Annotated in this window: 20 protein-coding genes; 7 read left to right on the plus strand and 13 right to left on the minus strand. The window is 72.9% G+C overall.

From position 1 onward, the window contains the following. Nucleotides 1-14 precede the first annotated feature (14 nt). Complete coding sequence (locus ABZ948_RS12110; protein ID WP_114254461.1) at nt 15-356, minus strand: YbaB/EbfC family nucleoid-associated protein; 342 nt, start codon at nt 354-356, stop codon at nt 15-17. 264 nt (nt 357-620) lie between these two features. Between ABZ948_RS12110 and ABZ948_RS12115 the strand changes: the two genes are divergently transcribed. Beyond that, nucleotides 621-1376 carry an SLATT domain-containing protein gene (locus tag ABZ948_RS12115; protein ID WP_359758815.1) on the plus strand — a complete coding sequence of 252 codons (756 nt, stop codon included), beginning with the start codon at nt 621-623 and terminating at the stop codon, nt 1374-1376. Nucleotides 1377-1428: 52 nt separating this feature from the next. Here ABZ948_RS12115 and ABZ948_RS12120 read toward each other — a convergent pair whose 3' ends face one another. The 4 genes from ABZ948_RS12120 to ABZ948_RS12135 all read right to left on the minus strand — a co-directional run bounded on the left by ABZ948_RS12120 (nt 1429) and on the right by ABZ948_RS12135 (nt 6071). Next, complete coding sequence (locus tag ABZ948_RS12120; protein WP_359758816.1) at nt 1429-2817, minus strand: M20/M25/M40 family metallo-hydrolase; 1389 nt, start codon at nt 2815-2817, stop codon at nt 1429-1431. Nucleotides 2818-2913: 96 nt separating this feature from the next. Further along, nucleotides 2914-4905 (minus strand): serine/threonine-protein kinase, encoded by a 1992-nt coding sequence (locus tag ABZ948_RS12125; RefSeq protein ID WP_359758817.1) that lies wholly within the window; start codon nt 4903-4905, stop codon nt 2914-2916. 78 nt (nt 4906-4983) lie between these two features. Continuing rightward, nucleotides 4984-5442 (minus strand): MarR family winged helix-turn-helix transcriptional regulator, encoded by a 459-nt coding sequence (locus ABZ948_RS12130; protein WP_359758818.1) that lies wholly within the window; start codon nt 5440-5442, stop codon nt 4984-4986. Beyond that, the gene (locus ABZ948_RS12135; protein WP_359758819.1) at nt 5439-6071 is read right to left on the minus strand and encodes a DJ-1/PfpI family protein; all 633 of its coding nucleotides are present in this window, start codon (nt 6069-6071) and stop codon (nt 5439-5441) included. Before ABZ948_RS12135 ends, ABZ948_RS12130 begins: the two co-directional genes overlap by 4 nt. A 173-nt stretch (nt 6072-6244) precedes the next feature. Between ABZ948_RS12135 and ABZ948_RS12140 the strand changes: the two genes are divergently transcribed. The 3 genes from ABZ948_RS12140 (at nt 6245) to ABZ948_RS12150 (ending at nt 9193) form a co-directional block, all read left to right on the plus strand. Further along, nucleotides 6245-7600, plus strand: a complete 1356-nt coding sequence (locus ABZ948_RS12140; protein WP_359758820.1) for an aspartate aminotransferase family protein — start codon at nt 6245-6247, stop codon at nt 7598-7600. A 118-nt stretch (nt 7601-7718) separates the two neighbouring features. Then, nucleotides 7719-8420, plus strand: a complete 702-nt coding sequence (locus ABZ948_RS12145; protein WP_359758821.1) for a GntR family transcriptional regulator — start codon at nt 7719-7721, stop codon at nt 8418-8420. 122 nt (nt 8421-8542) lie between these two features. After that, nucleotides 8543-9193 (plus strand): putative DNA-mimic protein, encoded by a 651-nt coding sequence (locus tag ABZ948_RS12150; RefSeq protein ID WP_031116037.1) that lies wholly within the window; start codon nt 8543-8545, stop codon nt 9191-9193. A gap of 3 nt (nt 9194-9196) precedes the next feature. Here the strand turns inward: ABZ948_RS12150 and ABZ948_RS12155 are convergent, their stop codons facing one another. Next, the gene (locus ABZ948_RS12155) at nt 9197-9487 is read right to left on the minus strand and encodes a hypothetical protein (protein ID WP_359758822.1); all 291 of its coding nucleotides are present in this window, start codon (nt 9485-9487) and stop codon (nt 9197-9199) included. 189 nt (nt 9488-9676) lie between these two features. Continuing rightward, nucleotides 9677-10960, minus strand: coding sequence for an adenylosuccinate synthase (locus ABZ948_RS12160; RefSeq protein ID WP_359758823.1), 1284 nt, complete (start codon nt 10958-10960; stop codon nt 9677-9679). A 186-nt stretch (nt 10961-11146) separates the two neighbouring features. On the opposite strand from ABZ948_RS12160, the gene ABZ948_RS12165 reads away from it, so the two are divergent. Beyond that, entirely contained in the window at nt 11147-12010 is an 864-nt protein-coding gene (locus tag ABZ948_RS12165) for a diacylglycerol kinase family protein (protein ID WP_359758824.1), read from the plus strand. Between the two features lies 1 nt (nt 12011). Here the strand turns inward: ABZ948_RS12165 and ABZ948_RS12170 are convergent, their stop codons facing one another. Beyond that, nucleotides 12012-12626: a Uma2 family endonuclease gene (locus ABZ948_RS12170; RefSeq protein ID WP_359758825.1), complete on the minus strand. Its 615-nt coding sequence runs from the start codon at nt 12624-12626 to the stop codon at nt 12012-12014. Nucleotides 12627-12710: 84 nt separating this feature from the next. Beyond that, the gene (locus tag ABZ948_RS12175) at nt 12711-13208 is read right to left on the minus strand and encodes a GbsR/MarR family transcriptional regulator (protein WP_359758826.1); all 498 of its coding nucleotides are present in this window, start codon (nt 13206-13208) and stop codon (nt 12711-12713) included. A gap of 74 nt (nt 13209-13282) precedes the next feature. Here ABZ948_RS12175 and ABZ948_RS12180 point away from each other — a divergent pair, with 74 nt between their 5' ends. Next, nucleotides 13283-14188 carry an ABC transporter ATP-binding protein gene (locus tag ABZ948_RS12180; RefSeq protein ID WP_359758827.1) on the plus strand — a complete coding sequence of 302 codons (906 nt, stop codon included), beginning with the start codon at nt 13283-13285 and terminating at the stop codon, nt 14186-14188. After that, complete coding sequence (locus tag ABZ948_RS12185; RefSeq protein WP_359758828.1) at nt 14185-15783, plus strand: ABC transporter permease; 1599 nt, start codon at nt 14185-14187, stop codon at nt 15781-15783. The genes ABZ948_RS12180 and ABZ948_RS12185 overlap by 4 nt, the downstream gene beginning before the upstream one ends. On the opposite strand, the gene ABZ948_RS12190 is transcribed toward ABZ948_RS12185, so the two are convergent. From ABZ948_RS12190 to ABZ948_RS12205, 4 genes are all read right to left on the minus strand, one after another. Further along, the gene (locus tag ABZ948_RS12190; RefSeq protein WP_359758829.1) at nt 15784-16377 is read right to left on the minus strand and encodes a Uma2 family endonuclease; all 594 of its coding nucleotides are present in this window, start codon (nt 16375-16377) and stop codon (nt 15784-15786) included. An 85-nt stretch (nt 16378-16462) separates the two neighbouring features. Continuing rightward, nucleotides 16463-17683 carry a cytochrome P450 gene (locus tag ABZ948_RS12195; RefSeq protein WP_359758830.1) on the minus strand — a complete coding sequence of 407 codons (1221 nt, stop codon included), beginning with the start codon at nt 17681-17683 and terminating at the stop codon, nt 16463-16465. Nucleotides 17684-17736: 53 nt separating this feature from the next. After that, the gene (locus ABZ948_RS12200; protein ID WP_359758831.1) at nt 17737-18402 is read right to left on the minus strand and encodes a response regulator; all 666 of its coding nucleotides are present in this window, start codon (nt 18400-18402) and stop codon (nt 17737-17739) included. Further along, nucleotides 18399-19739 carry a sensor histidine kinase gene (locus tag ABZ948_RS12205; RefSeq protein ID WP_359758832.1) on the minus strand — a complete coding sequence of 447 codons (1341 nt, stop codon included), beginning with the start codon at nt 19737-19739 and terminating at the stop codon, nt 18399-18401. The genes ABZ948_RS12200 and ABZ948_RS12205 overlap by 4 nt, the downstream gene beginning before the upstream one ends. Between the last annotated feature and the right edge of the window lie 89 nt (nt 19740-19828).

Consider the following 19828-nt stretch of genomic DNA (forward strand, 5'->3'; position numbering starts at 1 on the left):
AGGCGGTACGCGTCTCAGAACGGCAGGCCGGGGATGCCGCCGCCGCCGAGACCCTGCGCGAGCGGGCCCAGCTTCTGCTGCTGGAGCGCCTGCGCGTTCTCGTTGGCCGCCTGGACGGCCGCCACCACGAGGTCCGCGAGCGTCTCGGTGTCCTCGGGGTCCACCGCCTTCGGGTCGATCTTCAGGGCGCGCAGCTCGCCGGCGCCGGTGACGGTCGCGGTCACCAGGCCGCCGCCCGCCTGCCCGTCGACCTCCGTCTGCGCCAGTTCCTCCTGCGCCCGCGCCAGATCCTGCTGCATCTTCTGGGCCTGCTGGAGCAGCTGCTGCATGTTGGGCTGGCCACCACCGGGGATCACGATCAGCTCCTTGCTCGGTACGGGTTTTCCCGTTCGGCACGAGCCTACGTGGTCGGGCCTGCCGTCGCCCCAGCACTCTTTCGAGTGAGTCCCCCTCGCGCCCCATAACCGATCAAGGAATACTTCCGGGCGGAAAAGCGGCGAAAGCTACGCCTTCGCCACCCGTTGGGGGGTAGGAAGGGTCCGGCGCGCAGGTCGTCCGTCGCGCAGTGTGATCGGTGAGTGAGCCGCGCGTGGTCATTCGTGGTCAGTAGGGAGTGCCGGGTGGGTCAGCCGGAGATGCAGCCCGAGGGGCCGCCTCAGGACGGGCGGGGCGAACAGGCGGCCCGGCTGCGGCCGGGGGATCTGACCGGGCGGGCCTTCCCGCACGGCGACTGGGGCGAGCCGGCGGCCCGGCTGGACGAGCTGTACCGGTGGGTGGAGCGGGGGGCGCTGCAGACGGCGGCCTGGTACCTCGGGGACCGGGTGTGGAAGCGGCGGTGCGCGCGGGCGCTGCGCTGCGGGACCGCGGTGGGGGCGGGCACGGGCATCGCGCTGCCGCTGCTGGATCTCACCGGGGCCGTGGGCGGGGCCGCGCCCTGGGGGTGCCTGGCGCTGCTGCTGGGGGTGGCGTGTGTGGCCGCCGACCGGTACTTCGGGGTGACGTCGGGGTGGATGCGGGACGTGGCGACGGCGCAGGCGGTGCAGCGGCGGTTGCAGGCGTTGCAGTTCGACTGGGCGGCGGAGAGCGTGCGGGAGGTGCTGGGGCCGACGGAGGGGACGGCCGGTGAGGCGGCCGAGCGGTGTCTGTCGGTGCTGCGGAGGTTCTCCGAGGACGTGACCGAGCTGGTGCGGGTGGAGACGGCCGACTGGATGGGCGAGTTCCGGAGCGGGGGCGCGCCCGTGGGGGTGCAGACCGTGGTGTTCCCGGGGGTCGGGCGCGGGGCGGAGACGGTGGGCGGGAACGGGCGCTTCACCGTGCCGCCGCACGGCGGTGCCCGGCCGAACATGCCGCGCCAGCGGCCGCCGGAGCCGCGGTGAGCGGCACCGCCGCGCCCGGCCGCTGCGGCCCGACCGCCCGCGGCCGGGCCCGTCAGGCAGCCGGCTCGGGGAAGGCCACCGGGCTGCGCAGGCCCGCTCTGTTCACCGCTCGTACGCCGAAGAACACGTTGTCCTTGGACAGGTCCACCTCATGGGTCGTCGTGTCGCCGACCGGGATGACGTGGGTCCACTCCGGGGCCGTCGTCTCGCGCCACACCACCTCGTAGCCGACCAGGTCCGGTTCCGGCCCCCGGCTCCACACCAACTCCGTCGAGTTCGTCAGGTTCGACGTGACGATCTTCGCGCCCCTCGGGGTGCCGGGGGCCTGGGCGAGGGTCCACAGGGTGGCCGCGTTCACCCGCGCCACCCTCGCCGTGAAGTCGAAGTCGCAGAACTCCGGCAGGTCGCCGTACTGCTTGCCCGTCTCGTCGACGCGGACGTCCTGGTGCTGGTGGGCGAAGTCCTCGGCCGGCTCGGTGAAGCGGGCGGCCGGGTAGCCGCGTTCGAGGAACGGGATGTGGTCGCCGCCCCGGCGGTAGCGGTCGCGGCGGTGGATCACGCGGACGTGCATGCCCGTCGCGTCGTTGTCGGCCACGTCCCGCACGAACCGGGCCAGCTGGCGGGTCGCGGAGTCGTTCTCGCCGCCCACCGAGCGGCGCACCGCCGCCTGTTCCGGTGTCTCCGAGGACGGGACGCCCTCCGCGAACAGCCGGATCGTGTACGGGTCCCGGGTGCCGTCGTCCGCGGTGGAGCTGCCGACGATGTCGTTGGTGAACATGCCCTGGACGTCCGTCCCGGCCGCCCTGAACCGCTGGGCCAGGTGCGCGGATCCGTACAGGCCCTGCTCCTCCCCCGCGACCGCCGCGAACACGATCGTCGACGCCGGGCGGCGTCCGGCCAGCACCCGGGCCAGTTCCAGGACGACGGCCACGCCCGAGGCGTCGTCGTCCGCGCCGGGCGCGTCGGAGGTGGCGTCCATGACGTCCGTGACGCGGGAGTCGTAGTGGCCGGCGACGACGTAGACCCGGTCGGGGGTGACCGAGCCGCGCAGGGTGGCGACGACGTTCGTGATGCGGGTGGCGACCGGGATGCGCGGGGCCGGTTCCTGGACGTACGACTGGAGTTCCACCGTCATCCGGCCGCCCGATCCGGCGGCGTGGGAGCGGAGTTCGGACAGCAGCCAGTCGCGGGCCGCGCCGATGCCCCGGGCGGGATCGTCCTGGGCGGAGAGGGTGTGGCGGGTGCCGAAGGAGACCAGCTTGTGGACGGTCGCCGCGATGCGGTCCGGGTCGATCTCCCGGAGCAGCGCCCGGAGTTCGCGGGACGGGCGCTGGGCCGTCACGGGCGGGCGGCCGGATCCCGGCCGCGATTCCGCCGCGGCCGTGCCCGCGGCCGTGCCCGTGGCCGCCCCCGCCGCCCCGACCGCCGCCGTCGCGGTCAACAGCGTTCTCCTGCTGGGGCGCATGGATCCTCCCGGGTCTGGGGGTGCCGGCCGACCTTCATATGGTCGTGGACACGCCAACCAGGCCGCAAGGCCTCACTCCCTCGTGTACGTCAGCCGCTCCCCGCTGCTCGTGTTGACGCGCTGGAGCGTGCCGTCCGGGAGGAGGGTGACCTCGGTGGCCGCGCCCGGGGTGCACGCGCTGCGCGGCTGCCCGGCCTTCACGGTGGACGGACCGATCTTCAGCACGCCGCCGGCGCCGGGGGCCGTGGTCAGCCGGCCCTCGAACACGCAGTGATAGCTGCCGCCCCCCTTGGTCGGGCCGTCCGCCACGAGGGACAGGACCGTGTCGCCCGGTTCGCCCTGCCGGATGGTCAGCGAGCGGCTGTGCGCTCCGTCGGCGTTGTCGATGGTCGTGGCCCAGGTGCCCAGGTACGCCGTCGGGATCGCACCGTCCGCCGGGGAGGCGGAGGTGTCCGGCTCCGGGGTCGTCGGGGACGGACCCGGCGTGGTCGGGGACGCGCCGGTGCTCTGCGTGGGGGTGGGGTCGCCGTCGGCGCGCTCGCCCTCGCCGCCGCCCTGCATCAGCGCGTACACCGACCCGCCCGCGGCCAGCGCGACGACCAGGGCGATCAGGACGAGCAGCGCGGTGGAACGGCCGTTTCTTCGCGGCGGCTCCTGCGGCGGACCGTAGGGCGGGGTCGTGCCGTAGGGCGGTGGGCCGTAGGGCGGTGTGGAGCCGAGGCCGCCGTAACCCGAGTACGGGGGTGCGGCACCTGCCGGAGGGCCGGGCTGGGGGTGCTGCTGGGGGTAGCCGTACGCCGGGTAAGGGGGCGGGGGCGTCCGCGGGTGGGGCGGGGCGCCCGGGGCCTGCTGCGGCGCCGGGGCGGCGCTCTGGCCCGCGACCATGGTGGGCAGATGGTTCAGCGGCGGCCCTTCGCCCGGGCGGCCCGGCGGAGGCGGGGCCGGGGGTGCGGCGGGCACCGTCGCGGGGACCGGGGGCAGCGCGGGGCCCGGGGACGATTCGTCGGCGGCGGGGGCGTGTTCGGGTGCCGGACCCGGGTCTGGGTCGGGGCTCCCCTGGCTCCCGTGGCTCCCGTCGGAACCGGAATCCCGCCGCCGGACAGGAAGGCCGGCGGCACCGGCCCCCTCCGCCGCGGTCTCCCCCTCCGGGTTCTCCGCGTCCAGCAACCGCACCGCGTGGCGCCCCAGTTGGGCCACCAGGGCGCTCGGGAGCCAGGGGTCGAGGGCGCGGCCGTCGGAGACGGTGTCGTCCGCGCCCGTGCGCTGCAGGACGCGGTCGAGGGTCGGGCGGGCGGCGGGGTCCTTGCGCAGGCAGTCGCGGACCAGGTCGGCGATGCCCTCGGGGACGCCCTCCAGGTCCGGTTCCTCCTGGGCGATGCGGAACATCAGAGCGTGCACGCCGCTGTTGGCGGTGCCGAAGGGCAGCTTGCCGGTGGCGGCGTAGGCGAGGACCGAGCCGAGGCAGAAGACGTCGCACGCCGGGGTGATGCGGTCGCCCCGCACCTGCTCGGGCGCCATGAAACCGGGCGATCCGACGAGCGCGCCGGTGCGCGTGAGCCCGCCGTCCGTCACCGTCTCCAGCGCGCGGGCGATGCCGAAGTCGATGACGCGCGGGCCGTCGATGGTGACCAGCACGTTGGACGGCTTGAGGTCGCGGTGGACGATGCCGGCGGCGTGGATGTCCTTGAGCGCGTGCGCGAGCCCGGCCGCGAGGATGCGGACCGTCCGCTCGGGCAGGGCCCCGTGGTCGTGCCCGACGACCTGCTGCAGGCTCGGTCCGGCGACGTACCCGGTGGCGACCCACGGCACCGCGGCCTCCGTGTCGGCGTCCAGCACCGGCGCCGTCCAGTACCCGCCGACCCGCCGCGCGGCCCCCACCTCCTGCCGGAACCGCTCGCGGAACTCCTCCTGCGCGGCCAGTTCCTCGCGCACGAGTTTCACGGCGACGGTACGGCCCCGCTCCGAGCGGGCCAGGTACACGTGCCCCATACCCCCCGCCCCCAGCCGCGCCAGCAACCGGTACGCGCCGATCCGCTGCGGATCCCCGGGCCCCAACGTCTCCATCGCTCAGCCGCCTTCCCCCACACGCGAGCAACAGACCGAGAATAGTGCGGGGTCCGGGCGGGGTGACCTGGGCGATGTCTACGGTTCCGTAACAGGCGGACCGAGCCCGTCCAGCACCTTCGACAGCCGTTCCAGCAGCCGTACCGCCTCCGCCAGTTCGGCCTCCCCGAACTCCTCCGCCAGCCGGTCGGCGAAGGCCGCGTGCCCGGGGTCGATCCGCGCGATCGCCGCACGGCCCCCACCGGTCGGCGCGAGGAGCTTGGCCCGGCGGTGCGCCGGGTTCGGCCGGTACTCCGCGAGCCCCCGCTCCACCAGCAGGTCGGCGATGCGCTGCACGCTCTGCCGCGTGATGCCCATGGCGCGGGCGATGCCCGAGACCGGCAGCGGCTCGCCGAGGACCGCGCCGAGCACCTGCCACCACGCGGCGGTGATCCCGGCCGGCCGGGCCAGTTCCTCCGCGACGGCGAGGTACTGGCCGTTCAGCCGGAACACCCCGAGGGCGCTGCGGCTGAACAGGTCCTGACGCTCCCGGCTCATGCCGCCCCGGCCTTCTCCAGCACGGCGTACGCCGAGGCGTCGGAGTCGTGGAACAGCCGGTACCAGGCGTCGAGCACCTCACCCTCGTACACCCCGAGCAGCCGGAGGACCTCCCGGGCGAAGGCGACCGGCTCGGTCGGGCCCGCGGTGACCAGGCCGCCGTCGGTGACGGCGTCGGCCTCGACGTAGCGCTCGCCGCCCGCGTAGCCGGTCGCGGCGAGGTAGAAGGAGACCGCGCTGGTGTGGGCCCGGTCGTCGAGCAGGCCCACCCGGGCCAGTCCGGCGGTGGCCCCGCAGATCGCGGCGACCGGCACGCCCGCCTCCAGGAAGGCCCGGGCCGTGCGGGCGAAGGGGGCGAGGTCGGCGCCCGTGTCCCAGAGGTCGGCGCCCGGCAGGATCAGCAGGGAGCTGTCCTCGGGCCGTAGGCCGTCCAGGGCGAGGTCGGGCTGGACGCGCAGGCCGCCGATGCTGGCGACCGGGGCCGTGGACGGGCCGACCGTGCGGATCTCGTGGCCGGCGCGGGCGAGGTGGGCCGTGGCGTGGCCGGTCTCCCAGTCGGCGAGGGTGTCGTAGACGGCGAGATGGACGGGCTTGCGGTCATGGCCGGTGGTGGCTGGCGTGGCGTTCATGGCTCCTCCTCGGACCCTGTGCCTTATGACAGCATCCTTACATTTCGACAGCAAGCTGTCAACTTAGCCCAATCCATTCCCCTCCCCGCCTGGACAACCTGTCGCGGAATGCCGCCGACGCCAGACAGGCCGCCGATACCACCGCCCTCCCCACGGCGCCTACGCTCGCCCGCATGACCCCTCAGCCGAACCCCGAAGCCGGTGCCGCCGTGAAGGCCGCCGACCGCGCCCACGTGTTCCACTCCTGGTCCGCCCAGGAGCTGATCGACCCGCTCGCCGTCGCCGGTGCCGAGGGGTCGTACTTCTGGGACTACGACGGCAAGCGCTATCTCGACTTCACCAGCGGCCTCGTCTACACCAACATCGGCTACCAGCACCCCGCGGTCGTCGCCGCGATCCAGGAGCAGGCGGCGCGGATGACGACCTTCGCGCCGGCCTTCGCGATCGAGGCCCGGTCGGAGGCGGCCCGGCTGATCGCCGAGCGGACCCCGGGCGACCTGGACAAGATCTTCTTCACCAACGGCGGCGCCGACGCCGTGGAGCACGCCATCCGGATGGCCCGGCTGCACACGGGCCGCCCGAAGGTGCTCTCCGCCTACCGCTCGTACCACGGCGGCACGCAGCAGGCCGTGAACATCACCGGCGATCCGCGCCGCTGGGCCTCCGACAGCGGCACGGCCGGGGTGGTGCACTTCTGGGCGCCCTACCTCTACCGCTCCCGCTTCTACGCTCAGACCGAGGAGCAGGAGTGCGCGCGGGCGCTGGAGCACCTGGAGGCGACGATCGCCTTCGAGGGGCCCTCGACGATCGCGGCGATCATCCTGGAGACCATCCCGGGCACGGCCGGGATCATGGTCCCGCCGCCCGGCTACCTCGCCGGGGTGCGCGAGATCTGCGACCGGCACGGGATCGTCTTCGTCCTGGACGAGGTCATGGCCGGCTTCGGGCGGACCGGCGAGTGGTTCGCAGCGGACCTGTTCGGTGTCACGCCCGACCTGCTGACCTTCGCCAAGGGCGTGAACAGCGGCTATGTGCCGCTGGGCGGGGTGGCGATCTCCGGCGCGATCGCGGAGACCTTCGGCAGGCGGCCGTACCCGGGCGGTCTGACGTACTCCGGGCACCCGCTGGCGTGCGCCGCCGCCGTCGCGACGATCAACGTCATGGCCGAGGAGGGGATCGTCGAGCAGGCGGCCCGGCTGGGCGAGACGGTCGTCGGGCCGGAGCTGCGGGCGCTGGCCGAGCGGCATCCGAGCGTGGGCGAGGTGCGCGGCGTCGGCATGTTCTGGGCGCTGGAGCTGGTGCGCAGCCGCGAGACGCGGGAGCCGCTGGTGCCGTACAACGCGGCCGGTGAGGCGAACGCGCCGATGGCCCGCTTCGCCGCCGCCGCGAAGGCCGGCGGGCTGTGGCCGTTCGTGAACATGAACCGGACGCACGTGGTGCCGCCCTGCAACGTCGGCGAGGCGGAGCTGAAGGAGGGCCTGGCCGCCCTGGACGCGGCGCTCTCCGTGGCGGACGAGCACACCGAGTAAACACCTGTAAACCCGTCAGTAACAGACATCCTCGCGCCTCATTCGAACGCGTAAGGTGGCGTGCCCGTAGACATATACGCGCACGCCACCCGAACGCGACGAGGGAGACGCCCTGACCATGCCCGGCAGCACCGGCAACGGCGCCGTCACGCGCAGCACCCTGCGCCAGCAGATCGCCGAAGCGCTTCGCGACGAGGTGCTGGCCGGGCGTCTGCAGCCCGGGCAGGAGTTCACGGTCAAGGAGATCGCCGAGCAGTACGGGGTGTCCGCGACGCCGGTCCGGGAGGCGCTCGTCGACCTGTCCGCGCAGGGGCTGCTCGACGCCGACCAGCACCGCGGCTTCCGGGTCCACGAGTACTCGGTCGAGGACTTCCGCGGCATGATCGAGGCGCGCGGCCTGGTCATCGAGGGCATGTTCCTGGCGCTGACCGAGGGCCACCCGGGCGCCGTGCGGCCCGACGACCCCCGGGCCGCGGCCGTCGTCGCCGGGGTCCGCAGGCGCGGCGAGGAGGCGCAGCGCGCCGCCGCGGCCGGTGACCTCACCGTCCTCATCGGCTACGACCTGCGCTTCTGGCGCGAGCTCGGCGCCTGCTTCGGCAATCCCTACCTCGCCGACTTCCTGCACCGGCTGCGCGTCCAGACCTGGGTGTGCGCGGTGCAGCACCTGCGCCGCCTCACCGACCTGCGCGGCGAGCTGTGGGCCGGTCACACCGAGCTGGTCGACGCCCTGATCGCCCGTGACAACGACACGGCCCGGACGATCATCGCCGGCTACAACGCCCACTCGCTGGCCCTGATCGAGCGGCTCGCCTCCGGGTGACCTGCGTCGCCCGGGTCCGTCTGGGTATGGGACATGCACGGCGGGAGCCGTGAGCGTGCCGCACCGATACCCTTCCCTGACCACCGTGCTACCCGACCACCGCGCTGAGCGAGGAGCCTTCTTTGGCCTGTGACCTGTGGCTGGTACCGCTCGTCGACGTGTTGTGCCACACGCCGGACAACCCGTTCGCCGAGGAACTCGCGCAATACAACAAGGTGCTCGCCGAGGCCGGGCTCCCACCGGTGCCGGTGTACCAGTACATGCCGGGCCTGTCGGGCGACGTCGCCCCGGTCGCGGGCTTCGACTACGACGCGCTGCACTTCCTGCGCCGCGCCTACCTGCTCCAGGTGTGCGGCCTGCCGGTGACGCCGGTGGACGAACTGGGCGGGGACTACGAGCAGTTGCTGGAGATGTTCGAGTCGACGGCCCAGCAGTCGCACCTGGTCTGGCACTACGACCACGCGGGCGCCTACGTCCCGGTCGACTTCCCGAGTCCGCTCGCCGACGACGAACTCCTGGCGGGCGGCGGCCCGCTGGGCTCCTCGCACGCCCTGCTGCGGGAGCTGGAACTGGTCGCCCCGGCCATCGGCATCGACCCGGCCAACCCGCCGGCGGCCCCCCAGCCGCCGCTCGTGCCCACGGAGCTGGAGGAACCCGCCGTCCCCGCCCCGTACGACCCCAGTCCGTTCGCCCGCGAACGCCATGTCTGGCTCGGCCTGCACGCGGCCGTGACCCGGAGCCTGGCGCAGGGGTCGATGATCGTCTTCAGCTGAGGGTCAGGCCAGCTGGGACAGGCCCTTCTGGAGGTCGTCGCCGTTCATGATCGGGAAGACCTCGACGTCGGCGTTGAGGCTGGTGAAGAACGGTTCGAGCAGGGGCGGGAGCTGGGCGCTCTCCTGCATGTCGAAGACCATGAAACACGTCCTGCGGCCCCCGCAGGGGCCGTAGTAGGCCGCCTCCGGCTTCAGCTTCTCCAGGGCCTCCTGCATGATCTGCGGCATCTTGCCGCCCCGGATGGCGTCGTTGCCCTTGTCGGTGTCCAGCGTCGCCTTGAGCATCACGCGCATAGCACTCACTTCTTCCGTCTCGGGGTGGTGGTGGCTGGGATGGTGGTGGCTGCTGTCGCGAATCGCAGGCTCAGACTATGTCCCGATATGACGGTTATGCCCCCTGAGTGCTCCATCGGGAGCAGACAGCACGACGCCCCGGCGACCGCGAGGGTCGCCGGGGCGTGGTGCGCGTGCCGTCCGGTGCGGCTACAGGAACGAGTTGATCTCGATCGTCTCGTCCCGGCCCGGGCCGACGCCGATCGCGGAGATCGGGGCGCCGGACATCTCCTCCAGCGCCTTGACGTACGCCTGGGCGTTCTTCGGCAGGTCGGCGAAGGTCTTCGCCTTGGAGATGTCCTCGCTCCAGCCCGGCAGCATCTCGTAGACCGGCTTGGCGTGGTGGAAGTCGGTCTGGGAGTACGGGAGCTCCTCGACGCGCTTGCCGTCGATCTCGTACGCCACGCAGACCGGGATCTGCTCCCAGCCGGTGAGGACGTCGAGCTTGGTGAGGAAGAAGTCGGTCAGGCCGTTCACGCGGGTCGCGTAGCGGGCGATGACCGCGTCGAACCAGCCGCAGCGGCGGTCGCGGCCGGTGGTGACACCGCGCTCGCCGCCGATCCGGCGCAGCGCCTCGCCGTCCTCGTCGAACAGCTCGGTCGGGAAGGGGCCGGCCCCGACGCGGGTGGTGTACGCCTTCAGGATGCCGATGACCCGGCTGATCTTCGTCGGGCCCACGCCCGCGCCCGTGCAGGCGCCGCCCGCGGTCGGGTTGGACGAGGTGACGAAGGGGTACGTGCCGTGGTCGATGTCCAGCAGCGTGCCCTGGCCGCCCTCGAACAGGACGACCTTGTCCTCCTCCAGCGCCTGGTTGAGGACCAGGACGGTGTCGGCGACGTACGGCGCGAGCTTGTCGGCGTAGGCCAGCAGCTCCTCGACCACCTGGTCCACGGCGATCGCGCGCCGGTTGTAGAGCTTGGTGAGGATCTGGTTCTTGACGTCGAGGGCCGCCTCGACCTTCTGCGTCAGGATCGACTCGTCGTAGAGGTCCTGCACGCGGATGCCGACGCGGTTGATCTTGTCGGCGTAGGTCGGGCCGATGCCGCGCCCGGTGGTGCCGATCTTCCGCTTGCCGAGGAAGCGCTCGGTCACCTTGTCCACCGTCACGTTGTACGGCGTGATGATGTGCGCGTTTCCGCTGATGAGGAGCTTGGACGTGTCGACACCACGCTCGTTCAGACCGCTCAGCTCGGAGAGCAGGACCGACGGGTCGACGACGACGCCGTTACCGATGACCGGCGTGCAGCCGGGGGACAGGATTCCGGAAGGGAGAAGGTGGAGGGCGTACTTCTGGTCGCCCACGACCACCGTGTGGCCGGCGTTGTTGCCGCCCTGGTAGCGCACTACATAGTCCACCGAACCACCGAGCAGGTCGGTGGCCTTTCCCTTGCCTTCGTCACCCCACTGAGCACCGAGCAGCACAAGTGCGGGCACGCGCGTACACCCCTTCCGGGCGGGGCATGTCCATGGTCGAGGGCGAACGCGGAGCGTCTGCAGCCGCGTGCACCGCGACCGCCGTTGGCCGCCAACCGTCGGACCGGATGCCCCGGAATAGACGAAGCCCCTGGCGCAATAGCGCAAGGGGCTCTTGCACAAAGATGCTACCCGAGGAAGCGAGGCATGGCCGAGGTGGCGACTTCCGCGACGTCCGAGCAGCTGCTGGTGGTCATCGACCCGGTCGCCCGTCGGTCGGACGGCGAGTCCGTACGGATCGCGAAAGACGTGCTCGGAGCGGGTGCCGCGGTGAAGCTGTGCCTGCCGGAGGGGCCGGAGGAGTTCGCCCGGGCGCTGCGCCGGCGGGGCTCGCGCCGCCCGGTGGTGGTGGGGGACGACCGGGCCCTGATCCGCGCGGTGTCGCTGCTGCACCGGCACCGGGAGCTGGCCGGATGTGCGCTGTCGGTGGTGCCGGTCGGGGGCGCGCTGTCCCTGGCCCGGTCGCTGGGCGTGCCGACGGGGACGGTGGCGGCGGCGCGGGCCGTGCTGGACGGGGTCGAGCGGCGGATGGACCTGCTCGTCGACGACAGCGACGGGGTGGTGCTCGGCGCGCTGCGGATACCGCCGGTGACGGCCGCCGCGCGGCAGCCGGAGCCCGAGACGGCCCCGGGCCGACCCTGGCTGCGGACCTGCCAGTCCCTGGTACGCACCCTGGTCCCGGCCGGCCGCCCGTCCCGGCCCGCCGCCGCACCCGAGCCCGGCCCCTCCCGGCTGCGGGTCGAGGTCGACGGCGAGACCCTCGTCGATCTGAACCAGCCGGTGGAGGCGGTGTCGGTGTCGCCGGGGGCCGCCGGCGTGGCGTCGGTGGAGGTCCGTCCGGTGTCCGTGGGCGCCGAGGCCTCGCCGCTGCTCGCACAGGGCCGGACGGTGACGGTGTCCGGGGCACACTTCCGCTACCGTGCGGACGCCGTCGTGTCGGGTCCGGTACGCACCCGGACGTGGGTGGTCCGGGAGGGAGCGTGGGGGCTGACGGTGCCGGCGACGCCGTGAATCAGTCCTCGGCTTCCTCCGGCTCGGGGGCCATGAAACCGGCGGTGTCGAGTGTGCAGCCGAACGGGTCCGGGATGGAGAGCTTCTCGCCGAAGGGCTTGGTGAGGCGCAGCTCGTACCCCTTGGCCGACGGTGACCCGTGGACGATGGCCTGCTGCTCCTGCATGTCGAGAATCAGATAGATGGGGACGCCCGCCTTGCCGTAGACCTCGGCCTTGTCGGTCAGGTCGCCGGTCCGGGTGGAGGGGGAGGTGAGCTCGGCGACGAAGGACAGGGCTTCGTGGTCAAGCCGGTTGCTCGTGGTCCGGTACGCCCGACGGTGAGCTGCGTGGATATCGGGTCCGTACGCGGATTCGGAGCCGGGAAAGGCATAGAGGAACGGCGCGCAGCTGATTCGGTGCCCTTCGGGCAGATGGGGCCGCAGCTGGTCACAGACCAGTTCCATGACGTCGAGGTAGTACCCCTTGGACCACGGCGACACGACGATGCTCCCGCTGACGATCTCGGCCTTGTAGCCGTCGGGCACGTTCAGCTCGTCGAGGAGGTCCAGAAGCTCCTCGAAGCCACTGCGGGGCCTGGTGCCGCTCATCACCGGTCGCTCTGCCATGAGTGTCATGATGCGCCCTCCCCTTCGGCCCGGACCAGACGCCACTCAGCGTTGCCAACCGCTCACGCGACCGTGATCGGTTCCCGGAGGAACTCACTCCGATCCGAAGGTCTTCTTCCGGTGCGCGCGCCAGCGTTCCATCAGGGCGGCGAGCTCGCCGTCGAGGAACTCGAAGAACGCGAGCGTCTCGGCCATCCGGCGGCCGGCCGGCGTGTCGGCGCCGAGGCTGGTGACGCCTTCGCGCAGGGCGCTCTCCCACCGCTTGAGGACGGCTTCGCGGTTGGTCAGGGCCTCGTACCACTGGTCGCCGTGCACCCGGTAGCGCTCCCGGCGCGAGCCGGGTTCCCGTTCGCGCGAGACCATGTGCGTCTGGGACAGGTAGCGCACCGCCCCGGAGACCGCCGCCGGGCTGATGCGCAGTTGCTCGCCCAGTTCCGCGGAGGTCATCGAGCCCTCGTCGGAGGAGAGCAGCGCGGCGAAGACCCGGGCGGGCATGCGGGGCATCCCGGCCTCCACGAGGTGCGCCGCGAAGGACTCGACGAACCTCGACACGGCCTGCGCGTCCCGGCCGGTGCCGGCTGATTCCGTCATGCCGATCACCCTATCCGCGATTCATACGCTTCCTTAACTTCACAAGTTTCTGAAGAAAGCGTAGCTTCTGAAAAATGACGAAGGCCATCAGCGTCTCCGGACTGCACAAGTCGTTCGGACGGACGCACGCACTCGACGGGCTCGATCTGGAGGTCGCCACCGGCGAGGTCCACGGCTTCCTCGGCCCCAACGGCGCCGGGAAGTCCACCACCATCCGTGTCCTGCTCGGCCTGCTGCGCGCCGACTCGGGCGCCGCCCGGGTGCTCGGCCGCGACCCGTGGACGGACGCGGTGGAGGCGCACCGCCGCATCGCGTACGTGCCCGGGGACGTGACGCTGTGGCGCAACCTCTCCGGCGGCGAGGTCATCGACCTCTACGGCCGGCTGCGCGGAGGCCTGGACGCCCGGCGCCGGGCGGAGCTGATCGAGCGGTTCGAGCTCGACCCCACCAAGAAGGGCCGCACCTACTCCAAGGGCAACCGGCAGAAGGTCGCCCTGGTCGCCGCGTTCGCCTCGGACGTCGACCTGCTGATCCTGGACGAGCCCACCTCGGGCCTGGATCCGCTGATGGAGGAGGTCTTCCAGAGGTGCGTGGCGGAGGAGCGCGACCGCGGCCGCACGGTCCTGCTCTCCTCCCACCTCCTCAGCGAGGTGGAGGAGCTGTGCGACCGGGTGAGCATCATCCGCAAGGGCCGCACCGTCGAGAGCGGGTCCCTCGCCGAACTGCGCCACCTGACCCGCACCAGCGTCGTCGCCGAACTCGCCGGCCCGCCGAACGGACTGGCGGACCTGCCCGGCGTGCACGACCTCGACGTGCGGGGGCGCCACGTCCGGCTCCAGGTCGACACCGACCGGCTGGACGGCGTCCTGCGGTCGCTGACCGAGTCGGGCGTGCGGTCGCTGACGTCGACGCCGCCCACGCTGGAGGAACTCTTCCTGCGCCACTACCAGGACGAGGCAGCCGAGGTGGCGGCCCGATGACCACCCTCGCCGTGCGGTCCGGCGGCACCCGCCACCTGGCCGGGACGGGCACGCTGCTGCGGTTCGCGCTGCGCCGCGACCGGCTGATGATCCCGGTGTGGATCGCGGTGAACGCGCTCATGGTGCTCTCCATGCCGGGCACCCTGGAGGGCCTGTACGGCACCCCGGCCGAGCGGGCCGACCTGGTCCGGCAGGTCGGGACCAACTCCTCGCTGCGGGCGCTGGTCGGCCCGGTCTTCGGCGACTCGCTGGGCGCCCTGACGGCGTGGCGGGCGGGCGTCTACGCGGGCGCCCTGGCCGCCGTGACGAGCCTGCTGGTCGTCGTGCGGCACACCCGGGACGAGGAGGAGAGCGGCCGTCAGGAGCTGGTGGCGTCCGGGATGGTGGGCCGCCGGGCCTCCCTGACGGCGGCCCTGCTGGCGGCGGTGGTCGCGAACGCGGCACTGGCGCTGCTGCTCACCGCCGGGCTGGCCGGACAGGGCATCACCGGGGCGCTGGCGCTCGGGCTCGGGATCGCCGGCGTCGGCCTGGTCTTCGCCACGATGGCGGCGGTCGTCGCGCAGCTGACCGAGAGCGCGCGCCTGGCCCGCGGCCTGACGGCGGCCGTGCTGGGCGCCGCGTTCGTGCTGCGCGCGGCGGGCGACTCGGGGACGCGGGACGGTTCGTCGGTGCTGACGTGGCTGTCGCCGCTGGGGTGGCTGGAGAACCTGCGGCCCTACGCGGGCGAACGGTGGTGGGTGCTGGCGCTGCCGGGGGCGGCGGTGCTGGTGCAGGGGGCGGTGGCGTACGCCCTGGCCGGCCGCCGGGACATCGGCATGAGCTTCCTGCCGACGCGGTCCGGCCCGGCGACCGGCCGGCTGGGCGGCGCGGGCGCCCTGGCCTGGCGGTTGCAGCGGGGCGGTGTGCTCGGCTGGAGCATCGGCTTCCTCCTGGCCGGTGCCGTCTACGGCGGCATGACCGAGGGCGCGGCCGACCTGGTCGGCGACAACGACAACGCCCGGCGGATCTTCGAGCGGATGGGCGGCCGGTCCGGCCTGACGGACGCGTTCCTGGCGTCGATGGTCGGCATGCTCGGCCTGGTCGCGGCGCTGTACGTCGTGGCGTCGGTGCTGCGGCTGCACGGCGAGGAGACCTCGGGGCGGGCGGAGCCGGTCCTGGCGGGCGCGGTCGGGCGGCTGCGGTGGGCGGCCGGCCATCTGGCGATCGCCTTCGGCGGGTCCGCCCTGATCATGCTGCTGGCCGGTGCGGGCCTCGCCGTCGGCTACGGCAAGGAGACCGGCCCGATCCTGGGAGCGTGCCTGGTGCAGCTCCCGGCGGTGTGGGTGATCGGCGGGGTGGCGGTGCTGCTGTACGGCGTCCTGCCCCGGGGGGCCGCGGCGGCGTGGGCCGTCGCCGGGGCGGTCCTGCTGATCGGCTGGGTCGGCCCCGCCCTGGACGTGCCGCAGGCGGTGCTGGACGTCTCCCCCTTCGGCCACCTGCCGAAGCTGCCCGGGGGATCCATGGAGTGGGGGCCGGTGGGGGTGATGACCGGGTTGGCGGTGGTGCTGGTGGCCGCGGGGCTCGCCGGGTTGCGGCGGCGGGACATGGCGGCGTGATCAGTCGGCGTACTCCGCGAGTTCCTCGGTGTCGAGGGTGATGCCGAGGGGCTCGGGGAGGGTGAGGACGCCGCCGAACCTGACCATGTGAACCTGCCGGTACCCGAGCGCGGGGTCCGGATCGCTGTGCACGGCCGTCCAGAGGGTGTCCCGGTCGACCAGCAGATACAGGGGGATCCCGGCGCCGGCGTAGGCCCGGGGCTTCTCCGCACGGTCGCGGTGGTGGGTGTCCGGGTCGTGCGAGGTGATCTCCACCGTCATCAGGGCGGCTCCGGGGTCGGCCCAGGCGCCCTGACCCGCGAAGCTTCCCGTCGGGGCGAGCACCCCGTCGGGCAGGGCGCGCCCCTCGCCGTGCTCCTCGACCCGCAGGCCGAGGTTCGGGTGGAGGCCGAGGCCGGGACGGGCCTGGAGGCATCGGCAGGCCAGCCACGCGGCCACGGCGCCGTGGCTGTCGTTCCTCGCCTTCCGGACCCCGAGCCGCCCCGAGACGAACTCGAGTCCGACCGTCTCGATCTCACGTGCCGTGAACTCGGCAAGCGTCTCGAACTCGTCGACCGACATCTGCGGCGGCGACTGCCGCACCTCGACCACCATGGCTGCCCCCTCTCAGGCCCCACCAGCCTGCCGGGCCACCGGTGTCCGACCGCCCCGAGTTCCCCACGATCATCCGAACGGATGATCAGCCCACCTCCACGCCGAGCCCCTCAAGACCCCGGATCACGAAGTTCGGCTTCCTCTCCGGCTCGGCGGCCGGCCGCAGGGTCGGGGCCTTCTCCAGCAACGCCCCCATCGACGCCGCGAGTTCGATACGGGCCAGGGGTGCGCCGATGCAGTAGTGGATGCCGGCGCTGAAGGAGATGTGGGGGTTGTCGGCGCGGGTCAGGTCCAGGGCGGACGGGTCCGCGAAGACCGCCGGGTCGTGGTTGGCGGAGCCGAAGAGCATGGCGATCTCCGCGCCGCGCGGGATCGTCGTGCCGGCGATCTCGATCTCGTCCAGCACCCAGCGCTCGAAGAGCTGGAGCGGGGTGTCGTAGCGCATCAGCTCCTCGATCGCGGAGGGGATCAGGGAGTGGTCCGCGCGCAGCAGCCGCAGCTGGGACGGGTTGCGGAACAGGGCGTACCAGCCGTTGACCGTGGCGTTCACCGTCGCCTCGTGGCCGGCGTTCAGCAGCAGGACGCAGGTGGAGATCATCTCCTGCTCGGTGAGACGGTCGCCCTCGTCGTGGGCGGCGATCAGGCCCGAGACGAGGTCCTCGCCCGGCTCCTTGCGGCGGGCCGCGATCAGCTCGCGCAGGTAGTCGGAGAACTCGACCGACGCCCGGACCGCCTTCGCCGCCGTCTCCTCGGACGGGTTCAGCTCGTACATCCCGCAGATGTCCGCCGACCAGGGGCGCAGCGGGGCCCGGTCGGACTCCGGGATGCCGAGCATCTCGGCGATCACCGCGACGGGCAGGGGCTCCGCCACGTCCTTCAGCAGGTCGCCGCCGCCCGCCTCGACCAGGGCCGCGGCCAGCTCGTCCGCCAGGCCCCGCACGTACGGCTTCAGCCGCTCCACCGTGCGCGGCGTGAACGCCTTCGACACCAGGCGGCGGATCCGGGTGTGGTCCGGCGGCTCCAGGTCGAGCATGCCGTGGTCGTTGAGCGTGTGGAACGGCTCGTGCTCCGGCGGCGGCGCGGTGCGGCCGAACTCCTCGTGCGTGAAGCGGTGCTGGTACGTCCGGCCCAGGCGCCGGTCGCGCAGCAGCGCCGAGACGTCCGCGTGGTGCGGGACGAGCCACTGGTTCGTGGGCTCGAACCAGTGCACACGGCCCCGGGCACGCAGCTCGGCGTAGGCGGGGTACGGGTCGGCGAGGAACGCCGGGTCCCAGGGGTCGAACCCGAGGTCGGAAACAGCTGCCATGAACGGACGCTAGCCCGGCAGCCCCCACTCTGACCAGGGGCGGCGCCCACCTGTCACCCCGGTGTCACCAGGCGTGCCTCGTACGCGAACACCGCCGCCTGCGTGCGGTCCCTGAGGCCCAGCTTCACCAGGATCCGGCTGACGTGCGTCTTGATCGTCGACTCGGCCACCACCAGCCGCTCGGCGATCTCCGCGTTCGACAGGCCCTGCGCGATGAGGACCAGCACCTCCGTCTCCCGCTCGGTGAGATCGCCGTAGGCCGCCTGCGCGGAGGGCATCAGGCGCGGCCTCTCGGACAGCTTCGAGAACTCGGTGATCAGTCTCCTGGTCACCGAGGGCGCGAGCAGCGCCTCCCCAGACGCCACGACCCGCACCCCGTCGGCGAGCTGGCGGGCCGAGGCGTCCTTGAGGAGGAAGCCGGAGGCGCCCGCGCGCAGCGCCTGGTACACGTACTCGTCGAGGTCGAACGTGGTCAGCACCAGCACCTTCGCCGCGCCGTCGGCGGCGACGATCTCGCGGGTCGCCTCGATGCCGTTCAGCTCGGGCATGCGGATGTCCATGAGGACGACGTCCGGGCCGAGCTCGCGGACCTTCGCGACGGCCTCCCGGCCGTTGACCGCCTCGCCGACGACCTCGATGTCCGGCATCGCGTTCAGCAGGACCGAGAAGCCCTCGCGCACCATCATCTGATCGTCCGCGATCAGCACCCGGATCGTCATGCGTCACCCGCGTCCGGCAGGGCGACCGGCAGGAACACCGTCACCTCGTAGCCTCCGTCGTCCGTGCGGCCCGCCGTCATCTCGCCGTCCAGCATCGACACGCGCTCCCGCATGCCGGTGATGCCGTGCCCGGCTCCGGGCGAGGGCTTGATCAGGCCCGGGTTCGGCGGCGGGCCATTGACCACGCGCAGGCCCAGGCCGCCGAGGACGTACCCGATCTCCACCCGGGCGGTCGCCCCCGGCGCGTGCCGCAGGGTGTTGCTCAGCGCCTCCTGCACGATCCGGTACGCCGACAGCTCCACGCCCTGCGGCAGCTCCCGCACCGCCCCGGTCACCGCCTTCTCCACGCCGAGCCCGGCATCCCGCACATTGGCCAGCAGCCCCTCCAGGTCGGCGAGGGTGGGCTGCGGGGCGTCCGGGGCCTCGTAGTCCTCGGCGCGGACCACGCCCAGCACGCGGCGCAGCTCGGTCAGCGCCGCCACCGCGTTCTCGCGGATCGTGGCGAACGCCTTCTCCAGCTCCGGCGGCGGGTTCTCCACCCGGTAGGGCGCGGCCTCCGCCTGGATGGCGACGACCGACATGTGGTGGGCGACGACGTCGTGCAGCTCGCGGGCGATCGTGGTGCGCTCCTCCAGCAGGGTGCGCCGGGACCGCTCGTGCGCGGTGACCGTCTGCTGGGCGGTGACCTCCTGGGCGGCCGCGCTGCGGACGTGCCAGACGGTGACGCAGAGCAGGATCATGGCCGAGAGGACCAGCATGGGGCCGGAGTTGGTGCCGTAGAGGTAGGTCGGGCCGATACCGCTGTCCGCGATGAGCGCGTACAGCGCCGTCAGCGCCCACATCCACCCGGCCGTGCGGGGCCTGGTGCGCATAGCCACGACCGTCAGCACGGTCAGGTGGCAGGCGAAACTGCCGGCCGCCCACGGCCACTCGCCCCAGTTGCTGCCGAGCATGGCGGCCAGCGGTGTGGACACCATGGACGCCCAGAACGCCGCGACCGGCCGGATCATGGTCAGCAGGACCGGGATCACCGTCAGCGGAGCGATCAGGAGCACCGCGTCGTCGGCGTCGGCGGCGGAGATGAGCAGGGTGATCAGGGCCGCCAGGCCTATCAGGGCGTGCGGCGTCCAGGTCGCGTGCTCCCGCAGGCGGGCGGGCAGCCGCCGGATGATCCGCCCGTCCGCGCTCCTGCGCGGCAGCGGCCGGTAGGCGAACGCGTCGTGGAAGAGGTCCTGCCGCAGCCCGCGCAGCGAATCCACGGCCACCCGGTACTCCGGGCTGCGCGGCTTCGTCCCGTCCCCCGGCGGCATGGTCTGGATGTGAGTCGTCTCGGTCACGTACAGAACGGTAGGCCCGCCCCGGGGTCGCGGTCGTCCCCTTGGAGAGGGGTCCCCGAGGGTCCGCCTCAGGTACTACGCGGGCCCGC

Origin of the sequence: Streptomyces olindensis (assembly GCF_040645895.1) — a bacterium.
In the GTDB taxonomy this organism is placed as follows: domain Bacteria; phylum Actinomycetota; class Actinomycetes; order Streptomycetales; family Streptomycetaceae; genus Streptomyces; species Streptomyces olindensis.